Source organism: Agromyces soli, from assembly GCF_022811605.1.
Classification (GTDB): domain Bacteria; phylum Actinomycetota; class Actinomycetes; order Actinomycetales; family Microbacteriaceae; genus Agromyces; species Agromyces soli.
Window position 1 is genome coordinate 1,181,283 of the sequence record NZ_CP094533.1, and the last position, 22,709, is coordinate 1,203,991.

At 72.6% G+C, this 22,709-nt stretch carries 21 protein-coding genes; 12 read left to right on the forward strand and 9 right to left on the reverse strand.

The window, feature by feature from the left end; translation table 11 throughout:
* The first annotated feature begins 17 nt into the window (after positions 1 to 17).
* Entirely contained in the window at positions 18 to 452 is a 435-nt protein-coding gene (locus tag MTP13_RS05635; RefSeq protein ID WP_243570106.1) for a DUF6325 family protein, read from the forward strand.
* A gap of 9 nt (positions 453 to 461) precedes the next feature.
* Positions 462 to 824: an SHOCT domain-containing protein gene (locus tag MTP13_RS05640; protein ID WP_243570107.1), complete on the forward strand. Its 363-nt coding sequence runs from the start codon at positions 462 to 464 to the stop codon at positions 822 to 824.
* A 111-nt stretch (positions 825 to 935) separates the two neighbouring features.
* Here the strand turns inward: MTP13_RS05640 and MTP13_RS05645 are convergent, their stop codons facing one another.
* Positions 936 to 3,278: an arylsulfatase gene (locus MTP13_RS05645; RefSeq protein ID WP_243570108.1), complete on the reverse strand. Its 2,343-nt coding sequence runs from the start codon at positions 3,276 to 3,278 to the stop codon at positions 936 to 938.
* A gap of 162 nt (positions 3,279 to 3,440) precedes the next feature.
* Here MTP13_RS05645 and MTP13_RS05650 point away from each other — a divergent pair, with 162 nt between their 5' ends.
* The 3 genes from MTP13_RS05650 to MTP13_RS05660 are packed head-to-tail and all read left to right on the forward strand — an operon-like array spanning position 3,441 to position 6,587.
* Positions 3,441 to 4,619, forward strand: a complete 1,179-nt coding sequence (locus MTP13_RS05650; RefSeq protein WP_243570109.1) for a type III polyketide synthase — start codon at positions 3,441 to 3,443, stop codon at positions 4,617 to 4,619.
* Between the two features lie 11 nt (positions 4,620 to 4,630).
* A complete protein-coding gene (locus tag MTP13_RS05655) occupies positions 4,631 to 5,374 on the forward strand; it encodes a methyltransferase domain-containing protein (protein WP_243570110.1) in 744 nt (247 codons plus the stop codon).
* Positions 5,367 to 6,587, forward strand: coding sequence for an FAD-dependent oxidoreductase (locus MTP13_RS05660; protein WP_243570111.1), 1,221 nt, complete (start codon positions 5,367 to 5,369; stop codon positions 6,585 to 6,587). Before MTP13_RS05655 ends, MTP13_RS05660 begins: the two co-directional genes overlap by 8 nt.
* Positions 6,588 to 6,599: 12 nt before the next feature.
* Here MTP13_RS05660 and MTP13_RS05665 read toward each other — a convergent pair whose 3' ends face one another.
* Positions 6,600 to 7,034, reverse strand: coding sequence for a nitroreductase family deazaflavin-dependent oxidoreductase (locus tag MTP13_RS05665; RefSeq protein ID WP_243570112.1), 435 nt, complete (start codon positions 7,032 to 7,034; stop codon positions 6,600 to 6,602).
* A gap of 139 nt (positions 7,035 to 7,173) precedes the next feature.
* Between MTP13_RS05665 and MTP13_RS05670 the strand changes: the two genes are divergently transcribed.
* Positions 7,174 to 8,472, forward strand: a complete 1,299-nt coding sequence (locus tag MTP13_RS05670; protein WP_243570926.1) for an MFS transporter — start codon at positions 7,174 to 7,176, stop codon at positions 8,470 to 8,472.
* Here the strand turns inward: MTP13_RS05670 and MTP13_RS05675 are convergent.
* Both MTP13_RS05675 and MTP13_RS05680 read right to left on the reverse strand, forming a co-directional pair.
* Positions 8,469 to 8,936 (reverse strand): aromatic ring-opening dioxygenase LigA, encoded by a 468-nt coding sequence (locus MTP13_RS05675; protein WP_243570113.1) that lies wholly within the window; start codon positions 8,934 to 8,936, stop codon positions 8,469 to 8,471. The two genes, MTP13_RS05670 and MTP13_RS05675, sit on opposite strands and share 4 nt — an antisense overlap.
* A 218-nt stretch (positions 8,937 to 9,154) precedes the next feature.
* Entirely contained in the window at positions 9,155 to 11,389 is a 2,235-nt protein-coding gene (locus MTP13_RS05680; RefSeq protein WP_243570927.1) for an ATP-dependent Clp protease ATP-binding subunit, read from the reverse strand.
* A gap of 286 nt (positions 11,390 to 11,675) precedes the next feature.
* On the opposite strand from MTP13_RS05680, the gene MTP13_RS05685 reads away from it, so the two are divergent.
* Positions 11,676 to 13,019 carry an MFS transporter gene (locus MTP13_RS05685; protein ID WP_243570114.1) on the forward strand — a complete coding sequence of 448 codons (1,344 nt, stop codon included), beginning with the start codon at positions 11,676 to 11,678 and terminating at the stop codon, positions 13,017 to 13,019.
* A gap of 4 nt (positions 13,020 to 13,023) precedes the next feature.
* On the opposite strand, the gene MTP13_RS05690 is transcribed toward MTP13_RS05685, so the two are convergent.
* Complete coding sequence (locus MTP13_RS05690; protein WP_243570115.1) at positions 13,024 to 13,989, reverse strand: AsnC family transcriptional regulator; 966 nt, start codon at positions 13,987 to 13,989, stop codon at positions 13,024 to 13,026.
* 88 nt (positions 13,990 to 14,077) lie between these two features.
* On the opposite strand from MTP13_RS05690, the gene MTP13_RS05695 reads away from it, so the two are divergent.
* The 4 genes from MTP13_RS05695 (at position 14,078) to MTP13_RS05710 (ending at position 18,082) form a co-directional block, all read left to right on the forward strand.
* The gene (locus tag MTP13_RS05695; protein WP_243570116.1) at positions 14,078 to 15,496 is read left to right on the forward strand and encodes a M28 family peptidase; all 1,419 of its coding nucleotides are present in this window, start codon (positions 14,078 to 14,080) and stop codon (positions 15,494 to 15,496) included.
* Positions 15,493 to 16,536 (forward strand): alpha/beta hydrolase family protein, encoded by a 1,044-nt coding sequence (locus MTP13_RS05700; RefSeq protein ID WP_243570117.1) that lies wholly within the window; start codon positions 15,493 to 15,495, stop codon positions 16,534 to 16,536. The genes MTP13_RS05695 and MTP13_RS05700 overlap by 4 nt, the downstream gene beginning before the upstream one ends.
* Before the next feature lie 73 nt (positions 16,537 to 16,609).
* Positions 16,610 to 17,638, forward strand: coding sequence for an LLM class flavin-dependent oxidoreductase (locus MTP13_RS05705; RefSeq protein ID WP_243570928.1), 1,029 nt, complete (start codon positions 16,610 to 16,612; stop codon positions 17,636 to 17,638).
* An 81-nt stretch (positions 17,639 to 17,719) separates the two neighbouring features.
* On the forward strand, positions 17,720 to 18,082 hold the full coding sequence (locus tag MTP13_RS05710) for a hypothetical protein (protein WP_243570118.1): 363 nt from the start codon (positions 17,720 to 17,722) through the stop codon (positions 18,080 to 18,082).
* 3 nt (positions 18,083 to 18,085) lie between these two features.
* On the opposite strand, the gene MTP13_RS05715 is transcribed toward MTP13_RS05710, so the two are convergent.
* Entirely contained in the window at positions 18,086 to 18,583 is a 498-nt protein-coding gene (locus MTP13_RS05715; RefSeq protein ID WP_243570119.1) for an ASCH domain-containing protein, read from the reverse strand.
* Positions 18,584 to 18,779: 196 nt separating this feature from the next.
* Between MTP13_RS05715 and MTP13_RS05720 the strand changes: the two genes are divergently transcribed.
* Entirely contained in the window at positions 18,780 to 19,481 is a 702-nt protein-coding gene (locus MTP13_RS05720; protein ID WP_243570120.1) for a YceI family protein, read from the forward strand.
* Here MTP13_RS05720 and MTP13_RS05725 read toward each other — a convergent pair.
* The 3 genes from MTP13_RS05725 to MTP13_RS05735 all read right to left on the reverse strand — a co-directional run bounded on the left by MTP13_RS05725 (position 19,468) and on the right by MTP13_RS05735 (position 22,629).
* Complete coding sequence (locus tag MTP13_RS05725) at positions 19,468 to 19,665, reverse strand: hypothetical protein (RefSeq protein ID WP_243570121.1); 198 nt, start codon at positions 19,663 to 19,665, stop codon at positions 19,468 to 19,470. The genes MTP13_RS05720 and MTP13_RS05725 overlap by 14 nt on opposite strands.
* A 101-nt stretch (positions 19,666 to 19,766) precedes the next feature.
* Entirely contained in the window at positions 19,767 to 21,149 is a 1,383-nt protein-coding gene (locus tag MTP13_RS05730; RefSeq protein WP_243570122.1) for a GntR family transcriptional regulator, read from the reverse strand.
* Between the two features lie 106 nt (positions 21,150 to 21,255).
* Positions 21,256 to 22,629, reverse strand: coding sequence for an APC family permease (locus tag MTP13_RS05735; protein WP_341681696.1), 1,374 nt, complete (start codon positions 22,627 to 22,629; stop codon positions 21,256 to 21,258).
* Positions 22,630 to 22,709: the final 80 nt, after the last annotated feature.

A 22,709-nucleotide genomic window follows, 5' to 3' on the forward strand; every position in this document is an offset into this window, starting at 1 on the left:
GACAAAAGGGGGGATTCATGGCGGAATTCGAGTACGGCCCGGTCGAGATCGTGGTCGTGGCACTGCAGAACGAGCGGCCCTCGGCCGGCACGCTCGACGCGCTGGCGGAGCTCGTGGAGGCCGGCCAGATCCGGTTGCTCGACGCGCTGCTCGTCTCGCGCGATCAGGACGGCGGCCTCGAGGCGATCGAGATCGAGGACCTCGGCGACGAGCTCGACGTGACGGCGCTCGAACTGCCCGCGAGCGGGCTCGTCGGGCACGACGACGTCGCAGAGTTCGCCGAGACGATCGAGCGCGGCACCTCGGCGGTGCTGCTCGCGGTCGAGCTCGTGTGGGCCAAGCGGCTCGCCTCGCGCTTCGCGGAGGCGGGCGGCGTCGTGCTGGAGTCGGTGCGGATCCCCGCGCCGGTCGTGAACCAGGTGCTCGCCGAGGCGAGCACCGAGGCGGAGTAGGAGGCGGCGATGCCGTTCATCAGGCGAGTCGGACGCCCGGGCCTCATCGGCCTCGCGGCGCGCACCGCGGTCGTCGCCGGCACCGCGACGGCGGTGTCGGGCGGCATGGCCCGGCGCCAGCAGGAGAAGGCGCAGGAGCAGTACGAGGCCGAGCAGTACCAGGCCGCCCAGCAGCAGGAGGCGATGCAGCAGGCTGCGGCGCAGGCTGCGGCCGCGCAGGCGCCCGCAGCCCAGGCAGCGGCACCCGCGGGGGCCGCCGCTCCCGGTGCGGACCTCGTCGGCGAGCTGCAGAAGCTCGCGACGCTGCAGCAGCAGGGGCTCATCACGCCGGAGGAGTTCGCGGCGGCGAAGGCCAAGCTCCTCGGCGCCTGACGCCCCGCACACGCGAGTTGCCCGACTTTCATGAAAGTCGGGCAACCCTGCGTTGAATACCGAGTTGCCCGACTTTCATGAAAGTCGGGCAACTCGGTGTTCAGGCGGTGATCACTCGCGGGCGAGTGCGGCGAGGGCCTCGAGCTCGAGGTCGAGGTACTGCTCCTCGCTCACGTCGACCGCGACGCCGAGCAGCACGCCGCCCTCGAACGGGAACGGGTTCGTGTACTCGCTGCTCACGGCATCCGCGCTGTCGTAGCCGACGCAGAGCCCGTCGCCGCACAGCGTGAACTTGCCCACCTGCGCGCGCATCGGCCCCTCCGCGACGACCTGGTCGTCGACGTAGAGCTTGCAGGTGCCGATCGACTCGCCGTGCTCGCCGGCCGACTCGCGCACGAACTCCATGCCGAGCGCGTGGTCGCCGGGCTCCAGGGCCTCCGAGACGAAATGCTGCTCCGGCGGGATGCCGAGGAAGTTGTACACGTAGTGCAGCTTGCCGTCCTTCAGGAACAGGGAGTGCCCGCCGAAGCGCGAGCCGTGCGCGAAGATCACGCCCTTCGTGCCCGCCTCGACGCGCACGTCCGCGATGATCTTGAACGAGCGGCCGCGTACGTTCACCGCCACGCTCTCCGGCACGGCGCCCGTGTCCGGGTAGTAGACGTAGCGGGTGCGCGGCGGCTCGGCCTGCGGGCGCTCGATCGTGAGCTGATCGCGGGCCGAACGGTCGTCGAGCGGCAGCACGAAGTTCTTCTCGGCCTCGGCGAACCAGGCGTCGATGAGCTCCTGCAGCTTCTCGGGGTGCTCGGCGGCGAGGTCCGTCGACTCCGAGCGGTCGACGTCCACGTGGTAGAGCTCCCAGCGGTCCTCGTCGAAGCGGCCGTGCCCGGTCAACGGGGCATGGATGGCGGCCGCCTTCCAGCCGTCCTTCCAGATGCCGCGCGTGCCGAGCATCGCGTAGTACTGCACCTGCTTCTCGGTCGGAGCGTCGGGGGCCGCGTCGAAGCTGTACTTCATCGAGACCCCGTCGAGCGGGCGCTGCTCGACGCCGCGGAACACGCTCGGGAACTCGATGCCGATGACGTCGAGGATCGTCGCGACCACGTCGGTCGAGTGGTGGTACTGGTGGCGCACCTCCCCCTTCGCACGGATGCCGGCGGGCCAGTGCACGATCATCGGGTCGCACGTGCCACCCGAGAACTGCGAGTACCGCTTGAACATCTGGAACGGCGTCGAGAATGCCGCCGCCCAGCCGGTCGGGTAGTGGTTGTACGTCTCGGGCCCGCCGAGCACGTCGATCTTCGCGAGGTTCTCGGCGAGGTCGTCGGGGAAACCGTTGAAGAACTTGTTCTCGTTCACCGAGCCGTCGGGCGAGCCCTCGCCGGACGCGCCGTTGTCGGCGCAGTAGAAGATGAGCGTGTTGTCGAGCTGCCCGGATGCCTCGAGGTAATCGACCACGCGCCCGATCTGCGCGTCGGTGTACTCGCTGAAGCCCGCGAAGACCTCGGCCATGCGGCTGAAGAGCCGCTGCTCCTCGGCCGAGAGCTCGGCCCACGGCTTCACCCAGTCGGCCGGGTTGGCCTGGTCCTCCGGCATCGGATTGAACGGGGTCAGCTCCGTGCCCTCGGGCAGGATGCCGCGCTCGATCATCCGATCCAGCACCCAGGTGCGGTAGGCGTCGTAGCCGTCGTCGAACGCGCCGCGGTACTTCTCGATGTACTCCTCGGGTGCGTGGTGCGGGGCGTGGTTCGCGCCGGGGCAGAACCACGTGTACCAGGGCTTCGAGGGGTTCGAGGACTTCTGGTCGCGGATCATCCGGATGGTCTGGTCGGCGAGGTCCTTCGAGAGGTGGTAGCCCTCCTCCGGGGTGTACGGCGGCTCGATGAAGCGGTTGTCCTCGACGAGGTCGGGGTACCAGTTGTTCGTCTCACCGCCGAGGAAGCCGTAGAAGCGGTCGAAGCCCATCGCGAGCGGCCACTGCGCCTTGCTGCCGCCGGCCGAGACGTCCTCCTCCGGCACGTTGTGGTTCTTGCCGACCCAGAACGTCGAGTAGCCGTTCTGCTGCAGCACCTGGCCGATGGTGGCGCACTCGTCCGGAATGTGCCCGGACAGGCCGGGGAAGCCGTTCGTGCCCTCCATGATGTTGCCCATGCCGTTCACGTGGTGGTTGCGGCCGGTCAGGAACGTCGAGCGCGTCGGCGAGCACAGCGCGGTCGTGTGCCACTGCGTGTACGTCAGGCCGTTCTCGGCGAGCCGGTCGAGCGTGGGCATGTTGATGCGGCCGCCGTACGGCGACCACGAGGCCATGCCCGTGTCGTCGTAGAGGATGACCAGGATGTTCGGGGCCCCCTCGGGCGCCTTCGGCTGCTCGTACGGTGCCCAATCGGCCACCGCATCGCGCACGTCGAGCGCGATCCTGCCCGAGAACGCCGGCTTGCCTGTGGACTCGTTCGCCATGGATCCCCCCGGATGCCAAGCGGTCGCGCGGCGCGGCCGCAATCGGTGCGGCGGCGTCGCCGCACCCTTCACGCTACTGACGGATGCCTCGCCTGGGAAGAGCCTCCGACCGGAGCGCAACCCCATGGTGCCCGGTTCGACCGGCCACCTAGACTGCGGACCATGCGCGCCACCCTGAGAGGCCTCTCCACCGTCGTCCCGGCCACGGTCCTCGTGCAGCCCGAGGTGCGCGACGTGTTCGCCGCGCAACCCGGGCTCAACCGCTTGGGCCAGCGCATCGTCACCACGAGCTTCGACGTGTCCGGCATCGAGACCCGGCACACCGTGCTCGCCGAGCTGACACGCACCGCGCAGGCCGACGACCCGGTGTTCTACGACGCGGCGAGCGGCGAGCTGCTGCTGCCGGGCACGAAGGCGCGCAACGAGCTGTTCATCGAGCACGCCACCCGGCTGTACCTCGAAGCCGGAGCGGCGGCCATCGCCGCGACGCCCGGCCTCGACGCCGCCGACGTCACGCACGTGATCACGGTGAGCTGCACGGGCTTCTACGCCCCGGGGCCCGACTACGTGCTGGCCCGCGACCTCGGCCTCGATCCCGGCGTGCAGCGCTACCACCTCGGCTTTATGGGGTGTTACGCCGCCATCCCGGCGCTGCGGTTGGCGAGCCAGCTGTGCGAGGCCGATCCCGACGCCGTCGTGCTCGTCGTCTCGGTCGAGCTGTGCACCCTGCACCTGCGCGCCTCGAACGACCCCGACACGATCGTCGCCTCCTCGCTCTTCGCCGACGGCGCCGGCGCCGCGATCGTCAGCACCCGGGAGCCGGAGCCGGGCGAGGCGGCCTACCTGCTCGACGGCTTCGCCACCCGGATCACCCCGGTCGGCGAGGGCGACATGGCGTGGAAGATCGGCGACCACGGCTTCGAGATGGTGCTCTCCACGGCCGTGCCGGCGATCATCGACGCGCACATCACCGGCGCGCTGGAACCCCTGTTCGCGCAGGAGGACGGGCTCGCTGCCGCGCTCGCCGCGGATGCCTCGAGCGAGGCCGTCGAGCACTGGGCCATCCATCCCGGCGGCCGCAGCATCCTCGACAAGGTGGAGGCGCGGCTCGCGCTGAGCGAGGCGCAACTGGCACCCGCGCGAGGCATCCTCCGCGAGTACGGCAACATGTCCAGCGCGACCGTGCTGTTCGTGCTGCAGCGCATCCTCGACGGCGCCGACGCCGCCCGCCCCGGCGGCGAGGCGACCGCCCGGCCCGCGATGCCGGGGGAGCGCGTCGCCGCGATGGCCTTCGGCCCGGGGCTCACCGTCGAGTCCGCCCTGCTGACCGTGGCCGGCTGAGCGGGCCGGCGATGGGCTGGTGGCGCGAGCTCGGCAGCCGGGACGCCGACGCCGTGGAGCTGATGGACGACCCCGAGTGCGACGAGGCGGCGCTCGCGAAGACCTACGCGCGCTTCACGCCCGTGAACCGGGCGGTGTCCGCGCCGCGCGAGCGCTACCTGCGGTGGATCCGGCCGCGCCTCTCGCCCGTGTTCGACACGCGCCTGCTCGACGTCGGCACGGGCGCCGCCGATCTGCCGACCCTCTGGCTGCGCTGGGCCGCCGCGGACGGTCTGCGGCTGCGGGTCACGGCGATCGACCCCGATCGGCGCGCGCTCGCCTTCGCGGCCGCGCGAACGGCGGGCCTCGAGGGGCTGACCCTGCTCGACGCGACGACCGCCGAGCTCGCCGCCGCGGACGAGCACTTCGACCTCGTCTGCTCGAACCACGTGCTGCATCACCTCGACGGCCGCGAGTTCGGTGCCCTGCTCGCCGACTCGGAGCGGCTCGCCGAGCTCGGCGGCACCGTCGTGCACGCCGACATCGAGCGGAGCCGGCTCGCCTACGCGGCGTTCGCGGCGGGCACGCTGCCGTTCGAGGCGAACCTGCTGCGGGGGTCGTTCATCCGGGCGGACGGGCTGACGTCGATCCGGCGCAGCCACACCGCGGCCGAGCTCGAGGCGATCCTGCCGGCGGGTTGGCGGGTGCGCCGGGCGTTCCCGGCGCGGTTGGAGCTCGTCTGGCAGGCGGATGCCGCGGGGCGCTCGCGTGTCTGACGACGCCCTCGCCCGCTGCGATGTCGTGATCGTCGGCGGCGGGCCCGTCGGGCTGCTGATCGCGGTGCTGCTCGCGCAGCGCGGGCTCGAGCCGGTGGTGCTCGAGCAGCGTGCGCGCATCGCGACGCGGCCGAAGGCGGTCGGGGTGCACGCGCCCGGCTGGCGGGTGCTCGAGTCGGCCGGGGTCGCCGAGCGGCTCGAAGCCAGCGGCGTCGTGATCGTCGGCGGCGCGGTCGAGTGCGCGGGGCGAGTGCTCGGGCGGATGCGCTTCCCCGGCGACGCCGCGGTGCGCTCCGTGCCGCAGCACCTCGTCGAGGCGGCGCTCGAGGCGCGGCTCGCCGAGCTGCGGCCGGGGGCGCTGCGGCGCGGCCTCGAGGCGGTCGGAATCGAGTCGAGCCCCGGCGCGCGCTCGACGCGGGCGGGGGTCCGCGTGCGCCTCCTCGACGGCGCGGAGCTCGCGGCGGACTACGCCGTGCTCGCGGACGGGGTGCGCAGCCGCCTCCGCGCCGAGCTCGGCATCGCCTGGCGGCTGCGCCGGGGGAGCGCCCGCTATGCGATGGCGGACGTCACGGGTCCCGGGGCGGGCGGGGTCGCCGTGGGAGGCGCGGCCGACGCGCGGCTCTGCTTCGAGCGCGGCGGGGTCGTCGAGGCGCTGCCGATTCCGGGCGGCCTGCGCTGGGTGGCGCACCTGGGCCGACGCCGGGTGCGCGGCAGCGCCCCAGGGCAGGCGAGCGAGTGGCCGGATGCCGCAGCGTTCGCCGCGATCGTCGAGGAGCGGGTCGGCGTGCGCCTCCCCGGGGACGTCGAGCCGAGCGGCTTCGTCGCCCGGCAGCGCCTCGCCGCGCGCTTCGCGGTGGAACGGATCGCGCTCGCCGGCGACGCCGCGCACGAGATCAGCCCGATCGGCGGGCAGGGCATGAGCCTCGGCTTCCGCGACGCGGAGGAGCTCGCCGAGGTGCTCGCGGGCGCGCTCGCCGCGGCATCGCCGAGCGGTGCCCCGGCGGGCGCGGGGGCCGCGGCGCCGTTCGCGGCCTACGCCCGGCGCCGGCGACGGGCGGCGTCGCGGGCGATCCGCCGGGCGGCGTTCAACATGGCGATGGGCGGGCCGGCCCGAGGCATCCGGCTCGCCCTGCGGAACCTCGCCGTGCGCCTGCTCGCGCTGCCCCCGGCGCGCGCCGCACTGGCCCGCGTCTTCACGATGCGCGGGCTGTGAGGCGGTGCCGGCTCAGACCCGGCTGAGCACGAAGACCGGGATCTGCCGCTCGGTCTTCGTCTGGTAGTTCGCGTAGTCGGGCCAGGTCTCGTTGGCCCGGGCCCACCACTGCTCGCGCTCGGCGCCCTCGACCTCGCGGGCGACGTAATCGTGCTTCTCGTCGCCGTCCTGCAGCTCGACCTCGGGGTGCGCCTTGAGGTTCCAGTACCACTGCGGATGCTCCGGCGCGCCGCCGCGCGAGGCGACGACCGCGTACTCGCCGTCGTGCTCGACGCGCATGAGCGCCGTCTTGCGCAGCTTGCCCGACTTCGCGCCGAGCGTCGTGAGCACGATGATCGGTCGGCCGCGCAGCTCGTTGGCCTCGGCGCCCTCGGACGCCTCGAAGGCCTCGGCCTGCTTGCGCGCCCACTCGGAAGTGCTCGGTGCGTACTCGCCCTGCAGCGGCATGGGGGTTCCCTTCGTCGAAACGGCTGCGTCTGCAGTTCCAACGGTACGCCGCCCGGAACCCTTCCCGGCGCCGCAGTTCGTGCGCTCGGGGCATCCGTGCGATGTCGGTGGACTCCGGCAGAATGCTCTGGTGACCGGCATGAAGACGTTCTGGCAGGCCCTGCCCACCGAGGGGCGCTGGCTGCTGTCCACCGTCGCCATCCAGACGCTCGGTCGGGGCATGACCCTGCCGTTCACGATCATCTACCTGCACGAGGTGCGCGGCTTCGACCTCGGGCTCTCCGGGGCGCTGATGAGCCTCATCGCGGTCACCGGGCTCCTCGTCACCGGGCCGGGCGGCACGCTCATCGACCGCTACGGCGCCAAGCGGGTGCTGCTCGTCGGGCTCGCGGCGATGATCGCGGGCTGCACGCTGCTCGCCTTCGCGACCCATCCCGCCGTGGCGGCCGTCGCCCTGGTGCTCATCGGCGTGAACTTCGGCGTCTCCTGGCCGGGCTTCAACGCGCTCATCGCCACGGTCGTCGACGGCGAGGTGCGGCAGCAGTACTTCGGCGTCAACTTCGCGCTCGTGAACCTCGGCATCGGGGTGGGCGGCATCATCGGCGGCTTCTTCGTCGACGTGCACAACCCGAGCACGTTCACCGCGATCTTCCTCGTCGACGCCGTGTCGACGCTCATCCCCATGGCGCTGCTGCTCGGGCCGCTGCGCCGGGTGCGCACGCAGGGCGACCCCGAGCCGGGCGAGGCGCCGGTGGCGGGGTACCGGGCCATCCTGCGGCAGCCGGCCGTGCTCTGGCTGACGCTGCTCACCTTCATCTCGGTGTTCATCGGCTACGGGCAGATGGAGGCCGGCTTCCCGGCGTTCGCCCGGCAGGTGTCCGAGGTGTCGACGCGGGTCGTCGGCCTCTCCTTCGCCGTCAACACCGCGGTCATCGTGCTGCTGCAGTTCACCGTGCTGCGGCTCATCAGCGGTCGGCGGCGCACCCGGGTCATGCAGGTCATGGCGCTCATCTGGGCGGTGTCGTGGCTGCTGCTCGGGGCCACCGGCCTGCTGCCCGACTCGCTCGCGGCGGCGATCGGCGTGCTGGCGTTCATGGGCGTCTTCGCCTTCGGCGAGACGATGCTGCAGCCGACGGTGCCCGCCATCTACAACGACCTCGCGAGCGACCGCAATCGCGGCCGCTACAACGCGATCAACTCGGCGGCGTTCCAGGGCGGTGCGATCACGGGCCCCATCGCCGCGGGCGTGCTGCTCGGTGAGGGGCTGTCGGGCTGGTTCATCGCCGTCATGGTCGCCGGCTGCGTCGCGATCTGCGTGCTCGCGATCGCGCTCGAGCGCCGCGTGTCACCAGCCGCGAACGGCGTCGCGGTCGGCGCGACGGCCGACGGCGCCGGGGCCCCGGGGGCGGCGAGCGACTCGCGCGAGCGCGAGCGCTAGCGGCTGCGCGGCAGGGGCGGCACCATCGTGCGGATCGCCCAGCCGAACAGCAGGAACAGTACGCCCGCGCCGCCGGCGAACAGCGCCATGCCGAACGAGATCACCGAGGTGAAGAGCGAGGCGCGCAGGAACGAGGCGTTCATGACGACGGGTCGCAGCGGGTCGTCCTGATCGAGCTCCGCGTACGTCTTGCCGTCGGCCATCTCGCGCGCGTGCATGTCGATGACCCCGGCCTGCACGAACGCGTCGATCGGTCCGTCGACGACCTTGCCCGCGAGGATCGGCGCGTCGTCGGGGATCACGATGTGCTCCGCGCGGAGCTGCGACGACACGCCGACCCAGGCGACGACGGCCACGATGATCAGCAGGATCCCGCCGATGATGCCGGCGAGGCCGGTCAGCCGCACCACGTTCACCTGCGTGCGGTTCAGCACCGCGCCGCCCGCCTCGAACTCTTCGGTCATGCGTCCATCCCCCTTGGAGCGCGGCCGCTCCGGGGTCGTCCGGAGCGCGTCCGATGCGCCCACCGTAGCGGAGGGGCCGCACCCGCGTCGAGGCATCCGCCAGCGCCACTTCGGTGTCGTTGCGCCACCTGGAGTGGCGCGTGGGCGCCGAAGTGGCGCTGGCGGGCGGGGAGCGGGATGCCTGGAGCCGACTTGCTCGCGTCGGCGCCACGCCCGGGCTACTCGTCGAGCAGCTCGGCCTCGACCACGTCGTCCTCACCGGCGGGCTCGGCACCGGGCGCCGAAGCCCCAGCCCCGGGTGCCTCCGCGCGGGATACCGTCAGCGCCTCGCCGTCGTCGGCGAGCCCCACCACGACGGTGTCGCCGTCGCGGATCGAGCCGTCGAGCAGCGCCCGAGCGAGCCGGTCGTCGATCTCGCGCTGCATGAGCCGGCGCAGCGGCCGCGCGCCGTACAGCGGGTCGTAGCCGCGCTCGGCGAGCCAGGCCCGGGCGTCGGGCGTGACCCCGAGCTCGAGCCGCCGCTCGTGCAGCCGCGCGGTGAGCCGGTCGATGTAGAGGCTCACGATCTCGCCGAGGTCCTGCTGGCTGAGCGCCGAGAACACGACGATGTCGTCGAGCCGGTTCACGAACTCGGGCTTGAACGACTGCCGCACGGTCTGCAGCACCGCCTGCTCCTTCTCGTCCCAGGTGAGCGAGGGGTCGACGAGGTAGTGCGAGCCCAGGTTCGACGTGAGGATCAGGATCGTGTTGCGGAAGTCGACCGTGCGCCCCTGGCCGTCGGTGAGCCGCCCGTCGTCGAGCACCTGCAGCAGCACGTCGAACACCTCGGGGTGCGCCTTCTCGACCTCGTCGAAGAGGATCACCGAGTACGGCCGACGCCGCACGGCCTCGGTCAGCTGCCCGCCCTGGTCGTAGCCGACGTATCCGGGCGGGGCGCCGACGAGCCGCGACACGGAGTGCTTCTCGCCGTACTCCGACATGTCGATGCGCACCATGGCGTGCTCGTCGTCGAAGAGGAACTCCGCGAGCGCCTTCGCCAGCTCGGTCTTGCCGACGCCGGTGGGCCCGAGGAAGAGGAACGAGCCGGTCGGCCGGTTCGGGTCGTTGATGCCCGCCCGCGAACGGCGCACCGCGTCGGCGACCGCGGTCACGGCGGGCTTCTGCCCGATGAGCCGCTTGCCGAGCTCGCGCTCCAGGTGCAGCAGCTTCTCGGTCTCGCCCTGCATGAGGCGGCCGACCGGGATGCCGGTCCAGGCGGCGATCACGGCGGCGATGTCCTCGTCGGTGACCTGCTCGTTGACCATGCGGCCCTCGCTGGCGTCGGCCGTGGCATCCGCCCGCTCCGCCTCGACGAGGTCGCGCTCGAGGCGCTTGATGGTCTCGTACTCGAGCTTCGAGGCGCGCGCGTAGTCGGCCTCGCGCATGGCGCGGTCGCGCTCGGTGACGGCCTCGTCGAGCTGCTTCTTCAGCTCGCCGACGCGGTTCAGCCCCTGGCGTTCGCGGGCCCAGCGCGCCTCGAGGGCGGCGAGCTCGCGCTCCTGCTCGACGAGGGTCTCGCGGAGCTTCGCGAGGCGCTCCTTGGAGGCGTCGTCCTTCTCCTTCTTGAGGGCGAGCTCCTCGAGCTTCATGCGGTCGACCTGGCGCTTCAGCTGGTCGATCTCGATGGGGCTCGAGTCGATCTCCATCTTCAGCCGGCTCATGGCCTCGTCGATGAGGTCGATCGCCTTGTCGGGCAGCTGCCGCGAGGTGATGTACCGGTTCGAGAGCGATGCCGCCGCGACGAGCGCCGCGTCGGAGATGGTGACGCCGTGGTGCGCCTCGTAGCGGCCCTTGAGCCCGCGGAGGATGGCGATGGTGTCCTCGACCGAGGGTTCGCCGACGTAGACCTGCTGGAAGCGGCGCTCGAGGGCCGCGTCCTTCTCGATGTACTCGCGGTACTCGTCGAGGGTGGTCGCGCCGATGAGGTGCAGCTCGCCGCGGGCGAGCATGGGCTTCAGCATGTTGGACGCCGCGACGGAGCCTTCGCCGCCGCCGGCCCCCATGAGCAGGTGCAGCTCGTCGACGAAGGTGATGATGCCGCCCTCGGCCTCGTTGATCTCCTTGAGCACGGCCTTCAGCCGCTCCTCGAACTGGCCGCGGTACATGGCGCCCGCGACGAGCGCGGAGATGTCGAGCGAGACGAGCTGCTTGTCCTTCAGCGACTCGGCGACGTCGCCCGCGACGATGCGCTGGGCGAGGCCCTCGACCACGGCGGTCTTGCCGACGCCGGGCTCGCCGATGAGCACCGGGTTGTTCTTCGTGCGCCGCGTGAGCACCTGGCTCACCCGCCGGATCTCGGAGTCCCGCCCGATGACCGGGTCGAGCTTGCCGGCCTTCGCGAGGTCGGTCAGGTTGACGCCGTACTGTTCGAGCGCCGACTTCTGCTCCTCCTGCGAGCTCGGCGCACCCTGCATGTTCGCCACTCAGTCGATCCTTTCTGGGAACTCGGTCCCGTCGTCCTAAAGTTGAGTCTACTGAACTCAACTTTGGTGCTCGGTTCGATATTCCTGGATGCCTCGGCGGAATCCCCCTGCGCTCACGGTAGACCGAATGCCCCGGGGCCGCCAGGGTCCGCCGGCTGCACGCCGCACTGGCCTCCGTGACGACGCGATGACGGATCGGCCTTCATGGCCAGGCTGCGATGACGGATCCCCTGCAGACCGGCCTGCCGATCGCGCGAGCGCCCCTACGATCGGCTCCATGACCGCGCTCACGCGCCGCTCGCGGATCGGCTACGCGCTCGGCGGCATCGCCTCCGGCACCTACGGCACCGTGCCCGGCCTCATCCTGATGCCGTTCCTCACCGACCTGCTCGGCGTCGAGGCCGCGGTCGCCGGCATGATCGTGTTCGCCCCCAAGGCCTGGGACTTCTTCCTCAACCCGATCGCCGGCCGGATCAGCGATCGCTCGAGGCATCCGCACGACCGCCGCCGGCCGTTCGTGCTGCGCGCCGGCATCCTGCTCGCCCTCGCCTTCGCCGCGATGTTCTTCGGACCGACCGCGCCGCCCGTCGCGGGGGCGCTGTGGGTGCTGACGCTCTTCCTCGCCTCGGCGACCGTGTACGCCTTCTTCCAGGTGCCGTACCTCGCGATGTCGGCCGAGATCACCGACGACTACACCGAGCGCACCAGGCTGATCGCCTGGCGCGTCGTGGTGTTCAGCCTCGCGATCCTGGTGTCCGGCGCCGCGGCGCCCGCGCTCGTCGAGCTCGCCGGCGGGGTCGCCGGGTACCGGCTGATGGCCGGGGCGATGGCGGTGCTCATCCTCGTCGGCACGATCGGCGTCTGGTGGGGCACCCGGCGGGTGCCGCTCACCCGTGAGGAGATCGCGAGCGGACGGCTCTTCGGGCAGCTCGCCGAGGTGCTGCGCGACCGGGACGCCAGGAACCTCATTGTCGCGTACGTGCTGCAGGCCGTCGCGATCGGCATGGTGCTCGGCGGCGTCGTCTACGTCGCGCGGCACGTCGTGCACGACCCCGGCGTCGCCACGATGGCCTTCGTCTGCTTCGTCGCCCCCGCGATCGTGCTCACCCCGGCGTGGTCGCGGCTCGGCCGGGCGATCGGCAAGCAGCGCGGCTTCGCGATGGCGACCGGGGTGCTGACCGTCGGGCTCGTCGCGCTCCTCGGGGCGCGCTCCGGCGACGTCACCGTGCTGCTGGTCGCGGCCGGCGTGGTCGGCGTGGGCTACGCGGGGACGCAGCTCTTCCCGCTCGCGATGCTGCCCGACCTCGCCGCGGAGGACGCGAAGCGCAGCGGCACGAACCGCATCGGCATGATCTCCGGCGTCTGGTCGGGCTTCGAGCTGCTCGGCTACGCGCTCGGCCCCGCCATCCTGGGCCTCGTGCTCAGCCTCGGCGGCTACCGGGCCTCGGCCGGCGACGTCGTCGCGCAGTCGGGCGGGGCGCAGTGGGCGATCGTGCTCGGGGTGTCCGCGATCCCCGCGCTGCTCTGCGCCGTGAGCCTGGTGCCGCTGTCGCGGTACCGGCTCGACGCGCGGCTGCGGCTGGCTGCGGACGCCGACGCCGCGTCTCGCGCGGCGGGCTGAACCGCTACCAGCGCACCGGAACCCGGGCGGCGGAGCGCCCGGCGGCGTCGAGCAGGTGCCCGTTCCGCTTCACCTCATGCAGCACGGTCCAGCGCTCGGTGAGCTCGAGCTCGGCGCCCCAGGCCTGCTCGATGCGCGGCAGTTCGGTGAGCGAGCGCGCGCGGACGCAGACGAAGAGCGGCGCCCCGCTCACGAGGATCCCGACGCGGTGCGCCTCGGGCAGCTGCACCGCCCGCGCGGCGGCCGCCTCCACGTCGGCCGTTCGACCCCAGAGCACGGCGCCGCGTCGATATCCTGCCGCGGGCATCGCGAGATCGCAGCCGAGCCGCAGCACCCCGGCCGCAACGGCCCGTTCGACCGTGCGGCGGGCGGTCGCCTCCGAGACGCCGAGCGCGACGCCGAGTGCCGCCGCCGGCATCCGCGGATCCTCCTCGAGCGCGTCGGCGAGCTCCGCGACCACCTCGGGCCGCGGCGGCCGCGCCTCCGCGTCGCGCGGCGGGGCGCTGAGCGTGCGCTGCTGCGCGCGCGACAGCACCCGAAGCCGCCAGCTCGAGTCCTCCGCGGAGATCGCCGCGGCGATGTCGGCGCGATGCACCTCGCCGAAGCCGCCGAGCGTGCGGACGCGCTCGCCGAGGTCGGCGAGTCCGGCGCCGCCCGCGACGAGCACGAGCCAGCCCGCGGAGGTCTCGTCGACGCTCAGCACCCAGCTGAGCCGGGCGAGCTCGTCGATTCGCTCGGGCGTCGTCGAGCGATCGAGCAGCACGACGGCGATGTCGGTGGTCGAGGACCAGCGCTCCGGGGTCGGCCAGGCCGTGAGCCAGGCGAGGGATGCCTCGCGCAACGCCTGCCAATGCCGGGCGACGGTCGCCGGGTCGGCGCCGGTGGCCGCGGCGACGCGCGTCCACGGTGCTCGCGCGTCGATCTGCAGCGCGTGCACGATCGCGAGGTCGAGTTCGTCGAAGGCATCCACCTGACGGATCGTACGCAGATGCTCGCGGGAACTGAAGGATTCGATTCAGGAAATCGCCGGAAGATGAACTCTGCCTAGTCTCGGCTGCATGGCGAGCGAGGCAGCGATGATGGCGACGATCGAGGACCTGGTCGCCCTGGCTCCTCGGGCGACGGGCACGCCGGGCGGGGCCGCCGCGGCGAGGTACGTCGAGCGGCGCTTCGCCGAGGCGGGGCTGCAGACCGAAGTGCTCGAGGTGCCGTCCTTCGCATGGCGCGCCGAGGCGTGCGCGCTCCGGCTCGGTGACACGACGTTCCCCTGCTCGCCGATCCTGCACTCCGGCCTCGCCGGACACGAGTGGACCGGCGAGGTGCAGCACCGGCTCGACGCCGTGGTCGTCGACATCGGGGCGGATCGGGTGCGCCGCCACGACGTCCGCGGCGCAATCGTGCTGTTCGACCTCAGCTTCGACATGACCGTGGCGCACTCCTTGCCCCTCACCCTCTTCCTGCACGACCCGGGGCGCCGAGTGCTGCGCCGCGAGGTGCTCCGCAGCCGCAATCCCTACGTCACCTCACTCGCCCGCACGATGCGCGAGGCCGCCGAAGCGGGTGCGGTCGGCGTCATCGGCGTGCTGCGCGACTACCCGGACTCGCGGAACTACCACAACGAGTACTACCGCCGCACCCTCTTCACACTGCCCGGGGTGTGGGTGACCAGAGCCGAGGGGGCACGGCTGCGCGCGACGCTGCGGCGGGAGCCGCGCGCCCGGCTGACCCTCGACGTCACCCGCCGCGAGGTCGTTTCGCAGAGCGTCGTCGGCGTGCTGCCCGGTCGCACCCGCGACGCCGTGATGATCCAGTCGCACCACGATTCGATCGGGCCCGGCGCGGTCGAGGATGCCTCCGGGACCGCCGCCGTCATCGCCCTCGCCGAACGGTACGGCGCGGCCGCGCGCGCCGGCGCCGAGCGCGAGAAGACCCTGCTGTTCGTCACCTTCGACACGCACTTCACCGGGTATCAGGCGCACCGGGCGTTCGCCCGGCGGCACGTGCTGGCCCGCGACGCCCCGTGGAACGTGGTGCTGAACGCGACGATCGAGCACATCGGCCTCCGCGCCGTCGAAGGGGCCGACGGCGGCTTCGCCTCGACGGGCGAGACCGAGCCGCGCGGGATCTTCGTGAACGTGAACCCGGCGTTCACCTGGCGGATCGCCCGCATGGTGCGTCAGCGCGGGCTGCACGGCACGAGCCTGCTCGGGGCGGGCGCGCTCGAGTTCTTCGCGGGCGGCATCCCCACTGACGCCTCGTTCACCTTCGTCTCGGGAGTGCCGACCGTAAGCCTCATCTCCGGGCCGCTGTACCTCTACGACGACGCCGACACGATCGACCGCATCGACCGGGCGCAGCTCGTGCCCGTCGTCGAATTCTTCGCCGACGTCGTCGACGACGCCGAGCGGCGCGACGGGCGGCGGCTCGGCACGATGCCGGCCGGCCTCCGGCGACGCCTGCCCAGGGGGCGGTGGTGACGGCCGAGCGCCGCGTCGTCCCCTTCCCGGCGCGGGGCCTCGACGGCGAGCCGCAGGAGCAGACCGGGCTGCTGCAGCTCCCGGCGGTCCGCCCGCCGGCGGGCGGCTTCCCGATCGTCGTGTACGGCCACATGACCACGGGCGGTTCGCCGCGTTCCGCGCCGAGCGCGGGCGGGCCCTCCCATCCGGAATGGCGGCGGATGTCGCAGGGCGACGTGCTGTGCGACGCGCTCCTCGCGCGTGGCATCGCGGTGCTGCGCCCCGACTACGAGGGCATCGGCGGCCCGGGTGTGCACCCGTACCTGATCGGCGCCTCGCTCGCGGAGTCGATGACCGCGATGGTCTGCGAGCGCGAGCGCTTCGGCGCCCCGCTCGGCGACGACTGGGTCGCTGCGGGGCACTCGGAGGGCGCCGTCGCGGCACTGCACGCCTCGGTCGCAGCCGAGCCGGATGCCGCATCCCGCCTCGTCGGCACGGCCGCCTTCGCCCCGGTCACCCGCATGGACCGCAGCATCGCCGCGGTCGTGCGGATCGGGGTGCGCTTCCCGGGCTCGGGGATCGTCTCGGCCCTCGTCGCCCTCATGCTTCGCGGGGCGGCGACGGGCGACGAGCGGATGGGGGAGCTCATCGCGGGCGACGGCCTGAGCCCGGCGGCCGCGGCGCGCTGGACGCAGCTCGACGAGCGCTGCCTCACCGAGCTCGCCGCCGCCGACTCCTGGGGCGCGCTCGCGCCGGGCCGGATCGGCGGCGCTCGCGGGGACGAGCTGTTCCAGCGCCTCTTCGCGTCGTTCCGGGCGAACGAGGTGGCCGAGCTGCGCGGCTTCCGCGCGCCGGTGCGCATCGACGCCGCCCGCTTCGACGAGGTCGCGCCGGCCCCGCTCTCCGCGGCACTGCTTCGCGCGTACCGTCGCGCGGGCGTCGAGCTCACGAGCCGCTGGTGGCCGACGCACCACTCGGGCACGATGCATCCGCAGCACGCGCCCTCGCTGGCCGCCGACTGGATCGCCGCGCGGTTCACGACGCCCGCGTCGTCGCGGTAGGCGGCCGCGCGGCGGTGCGCGCGAGGCATCCATGCGTCGGAATAGACCTGACGGGGTGGATGTTGCCACCGACGTGGAACGCTTCGGAACCCTCTCCTTCGGTCACTACGGCCCGCTCGGCGGTGGGCGCGAGCTCAGCGCCGCCGACTCGATGCTGCAGGCGATCGACCTCGCCCAGGGCATGGACGAGCTCGGCGTCAACGGCGCCTACTTCCGCGTGCACCACTTCGCGCGCCAGCAGGCCGGGCCCATGCCGCTCCTCGCCGCGATCGCGGCGCGCACCGAGCGCATCGAGGTCGGCACCGGCGTCATCGACATGCGCTACGAGAACCCGCTGCACCTCGCCGAGGACGCGGCCGCCGTCGACCTCATCTCGGGCGGGCGACTCGCGCTCGGCGTGAGCCGCGGATCACCCGAGACCGTGGTGCGCGGCTACGAGGCGTTCGGCTACACCGGCTCGCAGGATCCCCGAGGGGCCGACCTCGCCCGTGACCACTTCGCCCGCTTCCTGCAGGCGATCGAGGGCGAGGGGCTCGCGGAGCGGGATGCCTCGTCGCCGTTCGGCGGCGGCACCGGACTGCAGCGCATCGAACCGCACAGCCCGGGTCTGCGCTCCCGGATCTGGTGGGGCGCCGGCAGCCGCGACACCGCCGAGTGGGCGGGTCGCGCGGGCGTGAACCTCATGTCGTCGACGCTCCTCACCGAGGACCGCGGCATCCCCTTCGACGAGCTGCAGGCCGAGCAGATCGAGGCGTTCCGGGCCGCCTGGCGCGAGGCCGGGCACGCGGGCGAGCCGCGCGTCTCCGTGAGCCGGTCGATCTTCCCGATCACGACGGCCGAGGACGAGCTCTACTTCGGCGGGCGCGACGAGTCGGACGGCGTCGGCTACATCGACGGCTTCCGCTCGACGTTCGGCAAGACCTACGCCGACACCCCCGAGCGCCTCGTGGAGCAGTTGCAGCGAGACGCGGCGATCCGATCGGCCGACACCCTCATGCTCACGATCCCGTCGCAGCTCGGCGTCGCGTTCAACCTGCGGCTGATCGCGGCGTTCGCGGAGCACGTCGCCCCGAGCCTCGGCTGGAAGCCGACGACGGCCTGACGGGCCGCACGGGCGGCTGGGCTACGGCGGACGTCGTGCGAGGGGACACCGGTCTCGACGTCGTCGGCTAGCGTCGAAGGGATGACCGAGACAGCCGCCGTCGAGCGCCGCGCCCGGCGCCGCGCGGATGCCGGGTTCCTCGCCTGCCTGGTCGGCCCCCTGGTGGTCGCGGTGCTCCTGAACGCGGTCATCCGCCCGTGGCTCGCCGCGGGGATCGGAGGCGAGCGGCGTTCGAGCGGTTCGGGTGTGCGGTCGAACGACACCTGGTGGAGGTTCGATCCGGCGACGCAGGCGGAGCATCCGCTCCTCACCGGGTTCCTCGAGACCTCGGACGGTGCCATCGCGATGTTGGCGCTCGGCGCGACGGTCGTGCTGCTGCTCGGCCGCTGGGCGGTGCGCGCCGTCCGCGCGCGCCGCGCCGAGCGCGAGGCGTCCGCCCGCTAGGGACTACCGATCGGCGTGCTCTGGCGGCCAGACCACCTCGAAGCGCTCGAAGACGATGTCGTGCGCCTCGGTCCACGCGATGCCGAGGGCGGCTCCGACGCGGGTCCAGTAGTCGCGATGCCCCTCGCGCCAGCTCGCGAGGGAGCGGTCGCCCTCGCCCTCGTCGAATGCGAAGCGCTCGTCGACACTCGTGAAGGGCCCGACGCGCAGCTCGACCGAGCGGAGCACGACGCGGGGCCGACCCGTCGAGTCGCAGGCGATCCAGTGGCTGCCGACGCGCGGCAGCGGCGCGGCCTCGGCCTCGAACTCCGCGACGAGTCCCGCGGTGGCCCGCTTCGGCCCGTGGATGACGAGGTCGAGGAGTTCGTCGGTGAGCTCGGGGTGGTCGCCGAAGCGTTCGATCGAGGGCGCCTCGTCCTCGACCCAGTGAGCCGGGGCGGAGGCGCGGTACTCGGCCCAGAGGGCGTGGGCGGCGTCGGTGTCGATCGGCGCGTTGTCCATGCTCCGAGTCTGACAGCCGCGGCGTGCGGTTCGCGCCCGCGCCATCCGCCGACCGGATCGGCCCAAGCGTCACGCCGCGTCATCTGCGGCGCCTTCCGGGCGAACTCCATGGTTTCTCATACGTTCGTGAGCCACGCTGGAAGCCCGTCACCGCGGCCCGACGCGACCCGTCGAACACGATGAGCGAAAGAGTCCCATGCAGAAGCGCACCAAGATCATGACCGCCTCGATCGCCGCCGCGGCACTCGTGCTCGGCGCGACCGCCGCCATCGCGGGCCCCATCATCTATCGGGACGTCATCGCAGCGAAGCCGGACACGGCCCCCACGGTCACCGCGGCCCCCGAGGCGAGCGCGAGCGACGCGGCGGAAGCCGGCGACCTCAGCGGTGCGTGGACGGTCGCCGACGGCTCCTTCGCGGGCTACCGGGTCGACGAGGTGCTGAACGGCACCGACGTCACCGTGACCGGCCGCACCGAGCAGGTCACGGGCGAGCTGACCGTCGCGGGACTGACGCTCGAGTCCGCCTCCTTCGAGGTCGACGTCGCCTCGATCGCGACCGACTCGGCGAACCGCGACGACTACTTCCGCTCCGAGGCGCTGCGCACCGACGAGTTCCCGACCGCGAGCTTCGTGCTCACCGAGCCGATCTCCGTGGATGCCGCACCGGCCGTCGGCGAGGTGCGGACGGTCCAGGCGACGGGCGAGCTCACGCTCGCGGGCGTCACCAAGCCGGTCACGGTCGAGCTGCAGGCAGTGCTGAACGGAGCGAGCGGGCAGGTCGCCGGCAGCATCCCGATCACCTTCGCCGACTTCGGCGTGGCGGCGCCGAACCTCGGCTTCGTGTCGGTCGAGCCGACCGGCACCGTCGAGTTCTCGCTGGAGCTCAGCCGCGCCTGACCCGCACCGGATCGGCGAGCACGGTCGCGCTGCCGCGCCCGTCGCTGCCTTCGCGGCGGAACTCGTGGTCGGCGCCGCGGGCGCAGCGGCAGCGCACGCGGATGCGCTCGCCGCTCTCGGGGACGGTGAAGATCTCTGCGTGCTCGATGGGGGAGGCACCCGGGAAGGCGGGGGATCGGGTCATACCTGAGAGACGGCGGCGGGCGCCGCGGATGACGCGGATCCCTCGGTTGTGCAGCGGTTTCCCAGCTCCGCTGGAGCGGGCTGCAGCACCTCGAGGCCCGCTCAGTCGGTGGGCCCGTCGACGAGCCGGTCGCGCTGCAGCGGGCGCGTGAACACGCTCAGGTAGACCGCCTCGGCGAGCCCGGTCTCGCGGCTGGCGATCGCCTCGAACAGGAACCGATGGCCGCGCTTCACCTGCGCGGCGAGCGGCGCGTCCGCGACGAGCATGCGCATGCGCGCCTCGACGAGTCGGCCGATCTCGAGCAACAGGCGGTTCTCGGCCATGACGTACACCTGCCGGCGGAACGCGAACATGCGGTCGAGCAACTCCTCGGTGCGTGCGAGCGGCGTGCGCTCCTCGGCGAGGAGGCACTGCTCGAGCAGGGCCAGCTCCTCGCGGGTGGGGCGTTGGGCGGCCAGGCGACTCGCGAGCACGTCGAGGGTGACGCAGATGTCGAAGAAGTCCCCGGCCTCCTCGGCGGGCACGGCCCGCACCCGGGCCGAGACGCGGCTCGTGCCGGCCGTCGCGAGGCCCTCGAGGGCGAGCGCGTCGATCGCCTGCCGCACGGGGATCCGCCCGACGCCGTACTCCTGCGCCAGCGTGCGCTCGGAGAGCACCTCGCCTGGCGCGCGCCGGCCGCCGACCACATCCGCACGGACGCCGTCGAGCACCAGCTGCGCGTCGCTGCACTCCCCGCTCACCGTCGATTCCGCGGCGGGCTCGGCGTCGAGCGCTGCGAGGCGAGCCCGCTCCGCCGACCAGGTGTGCGCCGGCTCACCGGTCAGGGCGCCGTCGAGCCGGCGCAGCATCCGCTCCTGCCGCGCCGCCCTGAGGTGGTCGCTGAACTCCGCCATCGCCGCTTCGACCGCGTCGGAGTCGCCACGCTCGAATGCGGACAGGAAGCGGCGATAGTACGGCAGCGGCGCCGTCACCGACGGCTCCGCCAGGGCGAACATGCGCTGCGTCCGGCAGAGCAGCACATCGTGGATCTCGAGCAGCGGGCGGCTGCGGCTCGCCCGGTAGGCGTCCGAGCGGAACCGCATGCCGACCCTGGCGAGCTCGGCAGCGTCGCCGCGGGCCTCGGCCGACTCGGCGGCGTCGAGGTCGCGGCGGAAGCGCTCGACGTCGGCCGTGCTGCGGCGCATCGCCGCCCGCCGCACCGCGAGCCGGTCGAACGCACTGTGCAGCTCGGCGACATCGGCCACGTCGGAGCGCGTCATCACCCGCACGAAGCTGCCACGGCGGGGCAGTTGGTCGACCAGGCCGTCGAGCACCAGCCGGCGCATCGCGATGCGCACGGGCAGCCGGCTGACCTCGTACTCCTCGGCGATCGCGCGCTCGACGAGATGCTCGCCGCCCGGCCGCGTGCCGCCGATGATGTCGTCGCGGAGCCCCCGAAGGACCCGCTCGACGGCGGTGTCGTCGTTGCTGGGTGTCCTGGACATCCCTCTAGGGATACCACAACGGCGCCCGGTCGGGGGAACCGGACGCCGTTGCGGTCAGCCACGCCCCACCGCCGGATCGACGACGACGAAGCGCGAGTCGTGGGGCCTAGCCGACGCCCTCGAGCGCGTCGGTCTCGGTGTTGCCGATCCGCGCGATGACCTCGGGGCGGCGCTTGGCGAGGTGCAGGTACCAGGCGATCGCCGCGATCATCGTCACGAGGAACAGGTAGGGGATGACGTTCAGCGGCCACGACGGCACCGGCCACACGTTCGCGAAGAACACGTAGGCCATGGCGACGACCGAGACGATCGCGCAGAACCACACGAGGCCGTTGCGCATCTTCTCGCGCTGCGTGTAGGCGACGCAGGCGATCGCGACGAGCGCGTACGCGACCATGTAGCCGTACGTGCCGTAGGTGTCGACCCACACGACGATGTCCATCGGGTTCACGCCGATCGCGAGCAGGATCAGGTCGAGCACGATCGCGGCGGGGCCGGCGATGAGCAGCACCCGGTGCGGCGTGAGGTGACGGTCGTGGGTGCGGCCGAAGCGCTCGGCGACCACGCCCTCCTTGCCCATCACGTAGATGATGCGGCCGACGACGTTCAGGGGCGCGACCACGACGGCGAAGAAGGAGGCGCCGACGCCGAAGGTCAGGATGGGCGCGAACCAGGCCGGCATGCCGATCTGCGTGGCGATCGCCTCGAGCGGGCTCGCGACGGTGCCGAGGTCCTCGCCGAGCACCGCGATCTGCGTGTAGGCGGCGAAGACGTACAGGATGCCGACGGTGACCGCGCTCCACATGATGGCGCGGGGGATCGCGGTGTACGGGTTGCGCGCCTCGCGGCCGAGCGCGTCGGCCGAGGAGAAGCCGACGAAGCCCAGGATGCCGAGCACCATGCCGGCGGCGACGCCCTGGAACGGCACGCCCTCGAAGGAGAACTGCGCCGGGTCCCAGGCGGCCGGGCCGGCCCAGACGAGGGCGAGTACGAGCAGGATCAGGATGATCGTGACCGAGACGAGCTCGAGCACGAGCGAGACGCGCGCCGAGAGGCGGATGCCTCGGATCGTGAACAGCGTCGCGAGGCCGCCGAGCACGACGGCGAGCGCCATCGACCAGCCGAGTCCCTCGGCCGGCACGCCGATGAGCAGCAGGAACTGGTTCATGTACGACACGGCGCCGCCGAGCGAACCGGCAGCGATGCCCCAGCAGCCGACGAGGAGGGCGATGCCGGCGAGGTACGCGCCGAACGGGCCGAGGCCCTTCGACACGTAGGTGTACAGCGAGCCGGCCGAGGCGTGCCGCTTCGCGAACACGGCGACGCAGTAGCCCACGGCGAGGATGACGAGGGTGGCCAGCACGAAGGAGAGCATCGTGCCGTTGCCCGCGCCGAGGTAGATGCCGGCGGCGGTGAACGCGATGACGGCGCTCGGGGCGATGTTGGCGATGGCCTGAGCGGCGAGCTCGGGCCCGCTCATGACGCCGCGGCGGAGCCCGGCGTCGACGGGGGCCTGCGCGGGGGCGCCGGCCTGGGTGGGGGCGGTCATGCAACTCTCCA

Bases quoted from the DNA above. Each gene is read 5' to 3' on its own strand.
- MTP13_RS05635 (WP_243570106.1), top strand. From the start codon at position 18: ATGGCGGAATTCGAGTACGGCCCGGTCGAGATCGTGGTCGTGGCACTG.
- MTP13_RS05640 (WP_243570107.1), top strand. From the start codon at position 462: ATGCCGTTCATCAGGCGAGTCGGACGCCCGGGCCTCATCGGCCTCGCG.
- MTP13_RS05645 (WP_243570108.1), bottom strand. From the start codon at position 3,278: ATGGCGAACGAGTCCACAGGCAAGCCGGCGTTCTCGGGCAGGATCGCG.
- MTP13_RS05650 (WP_243570109.1), top strand. From the start codon at position 3,441: ATGCGCGCCACCCTGAGAGGCCTCTCCACCGTCGTCCCGGCCACGGTC.
- MTP13_RS05655 (WP_243570110.1), top strand. From the start codon at position 4,631: ATGGGCTGGTGGCGCGAGCTCGGCAGCCGGGACGCCGACGCCGTGGAG.
- MTP13_RS05665 (WP_243570112.1), bottom strand. From the start codon at position 7,034: ATGCCGCTGCAGGGCGAGTACGCACCGAGCACTTCCGAGTGGGCGCGC.
- MTP13_RS05670 (WP_243570926.1), top strand. From the start codon at position 7,174: ATGAAGACGTTCTGGCAGGCCCTGCCCACCGAGGGGCGCTGGCTGCTG.
- MTP13_RS05675 (WP_243570113.1), bottom strand. From the start codon at position 8,936: ATGACCGAAGAGTTCGAGGCGGGCGGCGCGGTGCTGAACCGCACGCAG.
- MTP13_RS05680 (WP_243570927.1), bottom strand. From the start codon at position 11,389: ATGCAGGGTGCGCCGAGCTCGCAGGAGGAGCAGAAGTCGGCGCTCGAA.
- MTP13_RS05685 (WP_243570114.1), top strand. From the start codon at position 11,676: ATGACCGCGCTCACGCGCCGCTCGCGGATCGGCTACGCGCTCGGCGGC.
- MTP13_RS05695 (WP_243570116.1), top strand. From the start codon at position 14,078: ATGGCGAGCGAGGCAGCGATGATGGCGACGATCGAGGACCTGGTCGCC.
- MTP13_RS05710 (WP_243570118.1), top strand. From the start codon at position 17,720: ATGACCGAGACAGCCGCCGTCGAGCGCCGCGCCCGGCGCCGCGCGGAT.
- MTP13_RS05715 (WP_243570119.1), bottom strand. From the start codon at position 18,583: ATGGACAACGCGCCGATCGACACCGACGCCGCCCACGCCCTCTGGGCC.
- MTP13_RS05720 (WP_243570120.1), top strand. From the start codon at position 18,780: ATGCAGAAGCGCACCAAGATCATGACCGCCTCGATCGCCGCCGCGGCA.
- MTP13_RS05725 (WP_243570121.1), bottom strand. From the start codon at position 19,665: ATGACCCGATCCCCCGCCTTCCCGGGTGCCTCCCCCATCGAGCACGCA.
- MTP13_RS05730 (WP_243570122.1), bottom strand. From the start codon at position 21,149: ATGTCCAGGACACCCAGCAACGACGACACCGCCGTCGAGCGGGTCCTT.
- MTP13_RS05735 (WP_341681696.1), bottom strand. From the start codon at position 22,629: ATGAGCGGGCCCGAGCTCGCCGCTCAGGCCATCGCCAACATCGCCCCG.